The 13185-nt window shown below is 29.7% G+C and carries 12 protein-coding genes; 5 read left to right on the forward strand and 7 right to left on the reverse strand.

Annotated elements, in window-relative coordinates:
- Window positions 1–86: 86 nt before the first annotated feature.
- The 7 genes from whiA to H8891_RS10475 all read right to left on the reverse strand — a co-directional run bounded on the left by whiA (window position 87) and on the right by H8891_RS10475 (window position 6118).
- Window positions 87–1037, reverse strand: coding sequence for a DNA-binding protein WhiA (gene whiA, locus H8891_RS10445; RefSeq protein WP_147546879.1), 951 nt, complete (start codon window positions 1035–1037; stop codon window positions 87–89).
- Between the two features lie 16 nt (window positions 1038–1053).
- Entirely contained in the window at window positions 1054–1479 is a 426-nt protein-coding gene (locus H8891_RS10450) for an NUDIX hydrolase (protein ID WP_147546881.1), read from the reverse strand.
- Between the two features lie 64 nt (window positions 1480–1543).
- Window positions 1544–2653, reverse strand: a complete 1110-nt coding sequence (locus H8891_RS10455; protein WP_187006410.1) for a gluconeogenesis factor YvcK family protein — start codon at window positions 2651–2653, stop codon at window positions 1544–1546.
- 15 nt (window positions 2654–2668) lie between these two features.
- Window positions 2669–3526 (reverse strand): RNase adapter RapZ, encoded by an 858-nt coding sequence (rapZ, locus tag H8891_RS10460; RefSeq protein ID WP_147546885.1) that lies wholly within the window; start codon window positions 3524–3526, stop codon window positions 2669–2671.
- 15 nt (window positions 3527–3541) lie between these two features.
- On the reverse strand, window positions 3542–4255 hold the full coding sequence (locus H8891_RS10465; RefSeq protein WP_187006411.1) for a PHP domain-containing protein: 714 nt from the start codon (window positions 4253–4255) through the stop codon (window positions 3542–3544).
- A 4-nt stretch (window positions 4256–4259) separates the two neighbouring features.
- Window positions 4260–5174, reverse strand: coding sequence for a UDP-N-acetylmuramate dehydrogenase (gene murB, locus H8891_RS10470; protein ID WP_187006412.1), 915 nt, complete (start codon window positions 5172–5174; stop codon window positions 4260–4262).
- 170 nt (window positions 5175–5344) lie between these two features.
- Window positions 5345–6118, reverse strand: a complete 774-nt coding sequence (locus tag H8891_RS10475; protein ID WP_187006413.1) for a formate/nitrite transporter family protein — start codon at window positions 6116–6118, stop codon at window positions 5345–5347.
- Between the two features lie 234 nt (window positions 6119–6352).
- Here H8891_RS10475 and H8891_RS10480 point away from each other — a divergent pair, with 234 nt between their 5' ends.
- From H8891_RS10480 to H8891_RS10500, 5 genes are all read left to right on the forward strand, one after another.
- Window positions 6353–7195 (forward strand): formate/nitrite transporter family protein, encoded by an 843-nt coding sequence (locus H8891_RS10480; protein WP_187006414.1) that lies wholly within the window; start codon window positions 6353–6355, stop codon window positions 7193–7195.
- A 177-nt stretch (window positions 7196–7372) separates the two neighbouring features.
- Window positions 7373–8791: a cardiolipin synthase gene (cls, locus tag H8891_RS10485; RefSeq protein ID WP_330606237.1), complete on the forward strand. Its 1419-nt coding sequence runs from the start codon at window positions 7373–7375 to the stop codon at window positions 8789–8791.
- 203 nt (window positions 8792–8994) lie between these two features.
- Window positions 8995–9492, forward strand: coding sequence for an NADH-quinone oxidoreductase subunit NuoE family protein (locus H8891_RS10490; RefSeq protein ID WP_147546898.1), 498 nt, complete (start codon window positions 8995–8997; stop codon window positions 9490–9492).
- A 21-nt stretch (window positions 9493–9513) separates the two neighbouring features.
- Window positions 9514–11388 (forward strand): NADH-quinone oxidoreductase subunit NuoF, encoded by a 1875-nt coding sequence (locus tag H8891_RS10495; RefSeq protein WP_187006416.1) that lies wholly within the window; start codon window positions 9514–9516, stop codon window positions 11386–11388.
- Between the two features lie 12 nt (window positions 11389–11400).
- Complete coding sequence (locus H8891_RS10500) at window positions 11401–13173, forward strand: NADH-dependent [FeFe] hydrogenase, group A6 (RefSeq protein WP_187006417.1); 1773 nt, start codon at window positions 11401–11403, stop codon at window positions 13171–13173.
- Window positions 13174–13185 lie beyond the last annotated feature (12 nt).

Consider the following 13185-nt stretch of genomic DNA (forward strand, 5'->3'; position numbering starts at 1 on the left):
ATTTTACCACAATAAATACGTGTTAATCAAAATCCAATATTTATAATTTTAATAATTATTGAAAATAAAAAGAGGCTTAACGCCTCTTATTCATATTTCGCTCTTAAATCATCCGCTATTTGTTCTATTTTTCTTAATCTGTGATTTACCGCTGACTTACTTAGTTCTGGTTTTGCCATTTCACCTAATTCTTTTAAAGTCAAATCTTCATACTCTATTCTTAACATAGCTATTTCTCTTAGATTTGGTGGCAAATGGTTTAACCCTATTTTTTCTTCGATATATTTTATATTTTCTATTTGCCTAACTGCTGCATTTACAGTCTTTGATAAGTTTGCTGTTTCACAATTAACAAGTCTGTTTACATTATTTCTCATTTCTTTGACTATCTTCGTGCTTTCAAGGCTAAGTAGGGCTTGATGTGCTCCTATAATATTTAATAAATCTGATATCTGTTCACTTTCTTTTAAGTAAACTACATAGTTATTTTTTCTAGATACTGTTTTAGAATTAAATCCTAATGAATTTATAAGGTCTTTTAGAGACTCTGCAAAATCTTCATTGTTTGTCACAAATTCTAAGTGATAATTTTTTTCAGGATCACTTATAGACCCACCACCTAAAAATGCACCTCTTATAAAAGCTCTAACACATTCATTGTCTTTTACAAGATTTTCAGGCACTTTATTCATAGTTAAAAAACCTTCTTCTTCTGATAATATACCTAACTCTCTTAATAAATCTTTAGCACCCATGTCATTAGTTATCATTAATACATAACTACTATTTCTCTTTAACATTTGATTTTTATTTACTGATATCTCTGTATTAATTCCAAAGTTTGATTTTAGTAGTTTGAAGACTTTTCTAGCTGTTGAATTTAATTCTGTACTTATTTTTAAGTTTAATTTCTTATATCCAGCAATTTGTATACTTCCTGATAATCTAACTATCGCAGAAAGTTCACTTATGTTACAACATTTATTATCCGAGAAAACTCTTGCCAATTCATTTTTCGTTTCTGCTGAAAAAGACATATTCTATCACCTATAGTTAATTCTTCTTTAATCTTTTTTTTATTTCATCTAAAGCTACTTTTATAATTTCCTTTTCATCATCATATCTAGCTAAATCAACAACCCTGTCTAGATGTACAAATTTAGCATCTATGAATCCCTCTTCCTTTTGAGGAATTGTATCCATGCTTCTCGCTTGCATAAGATACCAATATACTGTTTTGTGGACTGCTCTATTTTCATCCCAGTTTTCTTTAAAGGTATAATGAATTTCACCTAGATACTTTAATATATCAGCTTTAACACCAGTTTCTTCCAAAACTTCTCTAAGAGCTGCGTCTTCTCTATTTTCTCCAATCTCCACTTTGCCTTTAGGTAATACCCAGTCTCCATTAAATTTTCTAAGTAAGAGCACTGCATTACCAAATAATACTACGCCCCCGGCACTAACCTCTTCTCTCATTGGTGTTCACTCCTTAAAATAACATAATAATAAGGATTTCTACATAAACTTTTAAAATCCTTTTTTACTTCTCATTATCATAACTATGACTTAGTGCCAAATTGACAACTATATTAGATATATAATCAGCATCATGCCTTATATAGTTGCTCTTTATTTCTACTAAATTACATTCTATCACTTTTATTCCTATATCTTCCAGTATATGTTTTTGATTTTTGTCTAATAATACTTGACTTGCTCCATCTTTGCTATATATATCAAATACAGGCTTAGGTAATACTTCATTGTTAGCTATAACTATATCAATTATATTTTCTCCACAATGTTTATTTATTGCTTTTACATGATCTAAAACATTGTAGTTATCAGTTTCTCCAGGTTGTGTCATTATATTAGCTATATATATCTTAGGTGCCTTAGATTTTTTTATAGCTTCTACGACACCATCAACTAATAAATTAGGCATTATGCTAGTATATAAACTTCCTGGTCCTATGACAATCTTATCTGCGTCATATATAGATTTAATAACATCATCTAATGGCTTTGCACTTTCTGGTTCTAATTGAATTTTGCTAATACGTGTATTTTGAGATTTCACATGTTTTGGTATATTAGACTCTCCTTTTACTAAGTTTCCATTTTCAAGGTGAGCAATTAAATTTATATCCTCAAGCGTTACAGGTAGTACTCTACCTGTTATAGCAAATATCTCACTCATTTTATAAACTGCAGTTTCAAAATTTCCATAAACACCATTCATAGCAGCTAAAAAGAGATTTCCAAAACTTTGACCTTTTAAAACACCATCTGTAAATCTATACTTCATAACCTCACTCATAGTAGGTTCTATATTTGCTAGGGATAATAAGCAGTTTCTTATGTCTCCGGGAGGTAACATACCTAAATCTTCCCTTAGTACTCCTGAACCTCCCCCATCATCAGCAACTGTTACTATAGCTGTTATATTAGGAGTATAGTACTTTAATCCTCTTAAAAAAACTGACTGTCCAGTTCCCCCTCCTATTACAACAACTTTAGATTTTTCTTCTCTTACGTCATTTTTTATAGTTTTAGTATTGTCTTCTTTTTTTATCTTAAGATATCTTAAAATTGATATTAATAATAAAATCCACCCTACTACTCCTATAAAAATCATTACTGATGTCATAATTCCCTCCATATTTTATCTAAGAGTGTAATCCCTATGTTTTTTTACAGCTCTATAACCCTTTTTAATTAATTCATCATATATTAAGTTAGAAATTGTTACAGATCTATGTCGTCCACCTGTACATCCAATTGCTATAACTAAGTGGCTTTTTCCTTCTTCAATGTAATGAGGTATTAAAAAATCAATCATATCTTTTAGCTTGGCAAAAAATTCTTTACTAACATCTGAATTCATGACATAATCCCTTACTTCTTGGTCATCTCCTGTTTTAGGTCTTAAATCTTCTACATAATATGGATTAGGTAAAAATCTAACATCAAATACTAAATCTGCATCTATAGGAATTCCATGTTTAAAACCAAATGACACTACAGATATTGTAAGTTTAGGATTTTCTTCTCCTTCTAAGTATAACTTACTTATTTCTTCCTTTAAATCCCTAGGCTTCATATTACTAGTATCTATTATGCTATCAGCTTTTTCTCTTAAAGTTTGTAATATTGCTCTTTCTTCTTTTATACCTTCCGTTATTTGTGTAGATTTAGCTAATGGGTGATTTCTTCTAGTCATTTTATATCTCTTAACTAAAACATCATCTGCACAGTCTAAAAATAAAACTTCATATTTATAATTTTCTTTTTCTAAATAACTTAGACTTTCATGTAAAGTCTCGAAAAACTCTCTACCTCTTATATCTATACCCAAAGCTACCTTATCTATATTAGAATTTCCTTGATAACATAATTCTGCAAATTTTGTTATAAGAGTTGGAGGTAAATTATCTATACAATAAAATCCAATATCTTCTAAAGATTTCATAGCTTCACTTTTACCAGATCCAGATAATCCTGTTACTATTATAAACCTCATATCATATCCCCTCACTTAAAGTTTAATATTTTTTATAAGATTAAAATCTAACTCTGCTTCTTTAGCTATCTTTATAGCCTTATCAAAATTTCCAACATGCTCTGGTCTATGTGCATCAGAACCTATCATAAATTTGACACCTGTATCTTTTATTTTTTTTAATTGTTCACTATTTAAGTACCCATGGTGAGAATTTATTTCTAAGAATGTATTATTTTTTACTGCTGCTTTAGCAACTTCTTCTATATATACATCTCCCTTATCTCCTGGGTGTGTTACTATAAAAAGATTATTATTTTTTATAGCATTTACTACTGCATTAGTGTTATAGTCCTTACAATGATTCTTAAACTTTAGATAATTAAATGCATGGTTAAGTGCACTTTTTATAGATGAAGGCATTGATCCAAAATGATAACCAGCCATTGTGTAATCTAACATAGACAATATTTTATCATCTACATCTATATTACCTTTATCATCTAGTATATTACACTCCATACCTAATAGTATTTCTATATCTTTATATTTTTCATTAAGTATATCTATTTCTTCTCTCATTTTAGCTATACTATCATATTTTACTCCATATGCAATATGCTTATATCCATGATCTGATATACCTATTTTTTTTATATTTTTTTGAATAGCTACTTTTACATTATCTTCTATAGTTCCTTTTCCGTGACTATACACAGTATGTGTATGATAATCAGCTATTATTTCCATAATATTATTCATCTCCTAGTATCTTGACTTCCTCTTCTAACATAACTCCAAACTTGGAATATACTGTGCTTTTAACTACATCTATTAAATCTAATATATCTTTAGCTTTTGCATTCCCAAGATTAACTACAAATCCTGCATGTTTATCTGAAACTTGAGCTTTTCCTAATGTTAATCCCTTCAGTCCACTATCCTCTATTAATTTAGCTGCAAAATGACCCTCCGGTCTTTTGAATGTACTTCCTGCACTAGGTAAATTTAGAGGTTGTTTTGTAACTCTACTTTTTGTCAGTTCCCTCATACGATTTTTTATTTCGTCATGGTTACCTTCTTGTAATTCTAATATTGCTGATAAAACTATATAATCCTTTTTACTTAATATACTTTTTCTATATCCAAATTCCATTTCCTCATTTTTTAACTCAAATATATTTCCTTCTTCATCCATTAATCTTACAGACTTAACCATATCTTTCATTTCTCCGCCATAGGCTCCTGCATTCATAGCTATAGCTCCACCTAATGTACCTGGTATACCTGCTGCAAATTCAAATCCAGTTAAATTATTATTTAATACTGCCTTTCCCATAAAAGAAAGTAACGCTCCAGATTGTGCAAATACAGTTGTATCTTTTACCTCAAAATGATTAAAGTTATCAGCTATTTTTATAACTACACCTCTAATACCTCCATCTTTAACTAAAAGATTTGATCCATTACCAACTATTATATAAGGTATGTTTTCTTCCTTTAACAAAGTTACTAATTTTTTTATTTGTTCTTCATTTTTAGGTTTAACCAAAAAATCAGCAGGCCCTCCAACTTTAAATGATATATGATTTTTCATAGGCTCATCTAAAAAGATTTCTTCTTTATCTAATATATCTAATAAACTTTTATATATAAATTTCTTATCCATTATATTTCCTCCTAATTCATGTCATTTATTCACTTTATAAATTATTTATTTACTTTAAAATTATACATATACTATAATAATGTATTAAAACCAAAATAACAATATACAAACACCTTGAAAAAAACCTAAAAAACGTTGATATAACTATCAACGTCCATTTTATTATATATTTAATTGCTTTTCCCTTTACTTGCATAACAATTGTAATATATATAAGGTATTAATATTGCACCTCCAACTATATTCCCAAGTGTAACAGTAACCAAATTAAATACTAATTGACAAATATTTATATCAGCACCTAAAACCATTCCCATAGGAATAAAAAACATATTTGCTATACTATGTTCAAAGCCACATAATACAAATAGCATAATAGGAAACCAACATGCGAATATCTTAGAAATTATGTCTTTGCCAGATGTTGCAAACCACACTGCTAAAACAACAAGAATATTACACATTATACCTCTCAAAAAAGCTTGAATAAAGTCTAATGATGCTTTACTTTCTGCAACATTAATAGCCTTAATAGCTGCATCTTGAGTTAAAATTCCACTAAAACAAATAAAAATTACAAGAATAATAGCTCCTATAAAATTAGCCAAATACACAAATCCCCAGTTTCTTAACATCTGCTTAATTGTAATTTTTTTGTCCATAAGGGCTATTGTCATAAGATTATTACCTGTAAATAACTCTGCTCCACAAACAACAACTAACATAAGTCCTACTGGAAATACACAAGCACCAGCAAATTTAGATAAGCCAATATCTGATACGGTTTGACTTATTAATATATTTCCTAGCCCTCCTAATCCTATAAATAATCCTGCTAAAATCCCAAGAAGTATCATTTTCTTTGTAGATAAGTGAGCTTTTTTTATCCCGGACTCTATAGTAGCCTTAGTTATCTCTACAGGTGTAAGAAAGTTTGTATACATGTTATTTCCTCCCAACTATTTTTACTTAATTATATGAATCTAAATTAAATTAATTGACTCAAATCCATTAGAATACGTTTACTTAGTTTGATTTTTTGAGTAATTAAAATAGTATGTTTTTTGTATGTCGTTTTTTGTATACAAAATGTATATTTTGTTGTATACTTATTAACGGTGTATATAAATGATAAATTTTTGACTAAATTGTATATTATTTTACGGGAGGAATTATAAATGAGTGACAAAAAAATGCTTACGCCTGCTGAAGTAGCTGAGTACACATTAAATGCAGGTATCAAAAAAGCAACTACTCCAACTAAAAAAGTTTTAGTATCTGCATTCTTAGCTGGAATGTATATAGCTTTAGGTGCTTTAGGTTCTATTGCAGCATCTTATAATTTATTAGCTAACCCTGCTACTTACGGATTAGGAAAAATGGTAGCTGGACTTATGTTCCCTGCTGGTCTTGTACTTATCTTAATTGCAGGTGGAGATTTATTTACAAGTAACATACTTATAACTTTAGCAGCTCTTAAGAAAAAAGTTTCTTGGGGACAAGCTGGTAAAAACTGGGCCTTAGTTTGGATAGGAAACTTAATAGGTGCAGCATTTGCGGCTGCTTTAGTTGCTAACTCTGGTGTATTTGATTGGAGTAATGGTTTATACGGTGGAGTTGTTATAAAAAATGCTGTCGGTAAAACAAATATAGGATTTGTGGCTGCTGTGGCTTCAGGTGTAGTATGTAACTTATTAGTTTGTGCTACTGTATGGGCATCATATGCTGCTAAAAATGTTTCAGGAAAAGTAATCATGGGTTGGTTAGGTATATTCGTATTCGTATGTATCGGAGTTGAACACGTTGTTGCAAATATGGGATACTTATTAGCTGGTTTAATGGTTAAATTAAATCCAATGTATTTAGAAGCTGCTCATAAAACTTTAGCTGATGTTGCTAACTTAAATATAGGAAATATATTATTACACAACTTTTTACCTGTTACTATAGGTAATATATTAGGTGGTATGATAATAGCAGGTTCTTATTACTTCTTATTTATGAGTAAAAATGAAAAATAATTAATTAAATATAAAATAGATTAAACCCTCTTATTTTTAATAAGGGGGTTTTTATATAGAGAAATATATCCCTTTTTGTTATAATAAATATAATTATTCAATTGATTAAAATATATTTGCGAGGGGGCGACTAATATTTTATCTGAAATTTTTTCATATCAATTTGCAGTAACTGCTATATATATAATTAACTTTTTAGTTATGTTAAATCTTATATTCAGAGAACGAAGAAGTATAGATTCTACAGTTGCATGGATTTTAATACTAACAATAGTTCCTGCTGCAGGATTTGTTTTATACATAGTATTTGGTAGACGTATGAACAAATACAATATGTTTAAATTAAAGAAAGAAGAAGATGAAAAACTAAAAAGTAGAATGTTAGATTCTAGTGATTTCTTACAATACTCCGAAAAATTTGAACCTAGTATAGTTGAACATAAGGATATGATTAATTCTTTAGCTACTTTAAATAGTTCACCATACACTACAAATAACAAAGTTTCCATTTATACTGATGGTAATGAGTTTTTTGATGAGCTTAAATTGCAACTAAAAAAAGCTAAAAAATATATTCACATCGAATTTTATATTTTCAAAGATGACGAAATTGGTAATGAAATTTTAGACATTCTTATTGATAAAATCTCTGAAGGTGTAGAGGTTAGACTTTTATATGATACAGTTGGAAGTAGACTACTATCTGAAAAAGGAATTCACAGGTTTAAAAAAGCAGGCGGAAAAATTGGAGGTTTCTTCCCTTCATTTTTAAAAATTATAAATTTCAACTTAAATTATAGAAATCATCGCAAAGTTGTTGTAATAGATGGTGAAGTTGGATTTGTCGGAGGATTTAATGTTGGAGATGAATATTTAGGTAAAGACCCTAAATTTGGTTATTGGAGAGATACTCATACTAAAATTATAGGATCTGCTGTTAATGACTTAAACCTTAGATTTATGATGGATTGGAGATATACAACTCGTGAAGATATTAATTTTACAAAATATCTAAATGATGATATAAATCCTTATAATGGAAATACCGGTATTCAAATTGTATCTAGTGGACCTGACTTATCAGAGATAGATGAAATAAAGTATGGATATCTTAAAATGATTCAAAAATCTAGAAAATACATATATATTCAATCACCATATCTTATATTAGATAGTTCACTACTTGATGCTCTTAAAATAGCTTGTTTGTCAGGAGTAGATGTTAGAATTATGATTCCATCTAAACCTGACCATCCTTTCGTTTATTGGGCTTCATATTCATATGCAGGAGAACTTTTAAAGTTTGGTGCTAAGATTTATACTTATGATAAAAATGCCTTTTTACATTCTAAAACAGTAGTTATGGATGATTCTATTTGTTCAATAGGTACTGCTAATATGGATATACGTAGTTTTGAGCTTAACTTTGAAGTAAATGCATTTATGTACTGTCGTGATATAGCCATAAAACAAAAAGAAATTTTTGAAGCTGATATCGAAAAATGTATTCAAGTTACTCAAGAAATGTATGATAATAGACCTCAAATAATAAAATTTAAAGAGTCTATATCAAGACTTTTATCACCTGTTTTATAAATTATTTTTAAAATACCTCAAGTAATAAAAATATTATTTGAGGTATTTTTTTAAGTTTTTTTATAAATGTTAATATTTTATTTTTTGAAAATTTAGTAAACTTTCAAAAATATTTAAAATAAATAAGTTATAATATTAATAAGATGATAAATATAATAAATAATAGATTATAAAATTTTATATTTAATATAAGGAGGTTGTATATGTGTAATTGTTCTCAATGTAATAACAAGTTGTTTGAAGAATTAGATGAATTTATTGATGCTCTTCCAACTAAAAAGGGAGCATTAATTCAAGTCCTACATCATGCTCAAGGTTTATTTGGCTACTTACCTAAAGAAGTTCAGCTTCATATCTCAAAAAAATTAGATGTTTCACCTGCTAAAGTTTACGGAGTTGTAAGCTTCTATTCTTACTTTACTACTGAACAAAAAGGTAAATATAAAATAAGTGTTTGTTTAGGAACTGTATGTTTTGTCAAAGGTGCCGATAAAATCCTTGCTGAGTTTGAAAAGCAATTAGGTATAAAATCTGGTGAAACAACACCTGATCTTAAATATTCTCTTGAAGGTTTAAGATGTGTTGGGGCTTGTGGTTTAGCTCCAGTAGTTGTTGTAAATGGAAAAGTCTATGGACAAGTTACAGTTGACCAAGTAAAAGATATTTTAGATGAATATAACCAAATAGAAGTTACTTGTTAATATAAAAAAGGGGGGGAATATATGAATAAAATAAGATCATTTGGTGAGCTTAAATATCTAATTAATAAATTAAAACCAAACCTATATTTAAGAGACAATAATTGCCAAGAAAAAAACAAAAAAGAGTTGTTAGTTTGTGGAGACACTGGATGTAGAGCTGCAAATAGTTTACCTATAATCGATAATTTAAAAAAAGAAATTAAAAATGCAGGACTTGAAGATTCTGTATCTGTTTCTCTAACAGGATGTTTTGGATTTTGTGCTCAAGGACCAATAGTTAGAGTTTGTCCTGATGATATTTTTTATATAAAAGTATCATCTGATGATGCAAAAGAAATTGTGCAAGAACATTTAGTTAATGGTAATTTAGTTGATAGATTATTATTTTTAGAAGCCTCTGAAAGAAAAAAAGTTTCTAAACTAGAAGATATGTCATTTTATAAACAACAAATGCGTATAGCTCTTCATAAGTGTGGTTACATGAATCCTGAGAAAGTTGAAGATTATATAGCTAATAATGGTTATGCTAATCTTGGTAAATGTCTAACTGAACTTTCTCCTGAAGAAGTCATCGAAGAAGTTAAACTTTCAGGATTAAGAGGTAGAGGTGGTGCAGGATTCCCTACAGGTATAAAGTGGGAAGCTACTAGAAAATCAAAATCTAATCAAAAATATGTTGTTTGTAATGCCGATGAGGGTGACCCAGGTGCATTTATGGATAGATCCATACTTGAAGGATGTCCTCATAAAGTACTTGAAGCAATGGCGATTTGTGGATATGCTGTTGGTGCAGACACTGGTTATATTTACATAAGAGCTGAATATCCTCTTGCTATAGAAAGATTAAACTTAGCTATTAGTCAAGCTGAAAAACTAGGATTATTAGGTGAAAATATATTAGGTACTGGATTTAATTTTAAAATAGAACTTAAATATGGTGCTGGGGCTTTTGTTTGTGGTGAAGGTACCGCTCTAATGCGTTCAATAGAAGGTAATCGTGGTGAACCTCGTATGAAAACTTATAGCTCAACTAAAAAAGGTCTTTGGGATGTACCTACATGTTCAAACAATGTTGAAACTTTCGCAAATATACCTCCAATAATAGAAAATGGTGGTCAATGGTATAAAAATATTGGAACTGAAAATTCATCAGGTACTAAAGTCTTTGCATTAGGTGGAAAAATTAATAATGTTGGTCTTGTTGAAATACCTATGGGGACCACATTAAAAGATATTGTTTATAACATAGGTGGAGGTATTCCAGATAACAAAAAATTTAAAGCTGTTTTAACTGGAGGTCCATCTGGTGGATGTGTTCCTATAGATTATCTTGATACGCCTATAGATTTTGATAATTTAAGTAATCTTGGTTCTATGATGGGTTCAGGTGGTATGCTTGTTTTAGATGAAACAGATTGTATGGTAGATATAGCTAAATTCTTCCTAGAGTTTACAGTTGAAGAGTCATGTGGTAAATGTACTCCTTGTCGTATAGGAAATAAACGTTTGCTTGAAATACTAACAAAAATAACAGATGGCAAAGGTTGTGAACAAGATTTATTAGACTTAGAAAATCTTTCTAAAACCATAGCTACTACCTCTTTATGTGGTCTAGGTAAATCAGCACCTAACCCAGTTTTAAGTACACTTAATTATTTTTATGATGAATATAAAGCTCATGTTATTGATAAAAAATGTCCTTCTGGTAAATGTCAGGCACTATTAAACTTTGTTATAACAGATAATTGTATAGGTTGTACAAAATGTTCTAGAATTTGCCCTGCAGGATGTATATCTGGAAATGTTAAAGAAAAACATGAAATCGATACAACTAAGTGTTTAAAATGTGGTGCTTGTATGGATAACTGTAAGTTTAATGCAATAATTAAGAAATAAGGGGGATAATCAATGAGTTTAGTTAATTTAACTATAAACGGTAAAGCAGTATCTGTTGAGAGCGAAACTACAATCCTTGATGCTGCTAAAAAGCTAAATATTAAAATTCCAACACTTTGTCACCTTCATATGGACGAAATAAATATGAATAATAAATGTGCATCTTGCCGTATATGTATGGTTGATACAAAAAAAGGGTTAGTTCCGGCTTGTGCAACGAATGTGCGTGAAGGTATGGAAGTTCAAACTAATACACCTCGTGCTCTGAATGCTCGTAAAACAGTAGTTGAACTTTTACTATCAGACCACCCTCAAGACTGCCTTGTTTGCGAAAAAAATGGTAATTGTGAACTTCAAATTATAGCTCAGGATTTAGGAGTAAGAGAAGTAACTTATAAAGGTGTAAAATCAGATTTAGGAATAGACACTTCAAGTAAGTCTATAATTAAAGACCATAATAAATGCATACTTTGCAGAAGATGTGAAACAATGTGCACAGAAATACAAAAAGTAGGAGTTTTGTCTGGTGTTAATCGTGGTTTTGAAACAATGGTATCTACTTTTTTTAATGAAGATATTGATAAAACTAACTGTTCTTTCTGTGGTCAATGTGTAGCAGTATGCCCTACTGGAGCATTAACAGAAGTTAATAATACAGGATTAGTTTGGGATGAACTTAATAAAGCTGATAAAACAGTTGTTGTCCAAGTTGCTCCTGCTGTTAGAGTTGCTTTAGGTGAAGAATTTGGATTAAATCCAGGAGTAATTACAACTGGGAAAATTGTAGCAGCCCTTAAACTATTAGGCTTTAAATATGTGTTTGATACTAACTTTGCAGCAGATATAACTATTCTTGAAGAAGCATCTGAATTTATTCATAGATTAAAAGAAGGTAAAGACTTGCCAATTTTAACTAGCTGTTGTCCAGCTTGGGTAAATTATTTAGAGCATCACTATCCTACTCTATTAAACTTAGTTTCTAGCTGTAAATCTCCTCAAAATATGTTTGGTTCCATAGCTAAAAATTACTTTTCTTCAAAAATTGGAATAAAGCCAAAAGATATTACTGTTGTTTCCATCATGCCTTGTATAGCTAAAAAATATGAAATATCTAGAGAAGAATTAGGAAATGATGATTTCTTAGATGTTGATATATCTATAACTACTAGAGAATTAGCTAAAATGATTAATCAAGCAGGTATAGATTTTCTTAATTTAGATGATGAATCTTTTGATAATCCAATGGGAGAATCAACTGGTGCCGCTAATATATTTGGTGCTACTGGTGGTGTTTTAGAAGCTGCTCTTCGTACATCTTATGAATGGCTTACTAATGAAAATTTAGAGAACATTGATTTTAAATCAGTTAGAGGTATTGATGGAATAAAAGAATTTAAAGTAAATATAGGCGGCACAATTATCAATGCCTGTGCCGTTAATGGCTTAGGAAACGCTCAAAAAGTAATGGATGAAGTAAAATCAGGAAAATCTAATTATCATATAATTGAGGTTATGGCCTGTCCAGGAGGTTGTGTAGCTGGTGGAGGTCAGCCTTACCACTATGGAGATTATGATAAAATAAAAGCTCGTGCTAATGCTCTTTATCATATTGATAAACATTCAGAAGTACGTAAACCTCATAAAAACCCTTCTGTAAATAACCTATATAATGAATTTTTAGGTGAACCTTATGGCGACTTAGCTCACAGATATCTTCATACTTATTATTTTGACAGAAGTAATTTCTTTGAGTGCGAAGAAAATTTAGCAGAAGCTACTGAATAATTAAAAAGGTGT

The sequence above is a fragment of the Paeniclostridium hominis genome (genome assembly GCF_014306135.1).
Taxonomy (GTDB): Bacteria; Bacillota; Clostridia; order Peptostreptococcales; family Peptostreptococcaceae; genus Paraclostridium; species Paraclostridium hominis.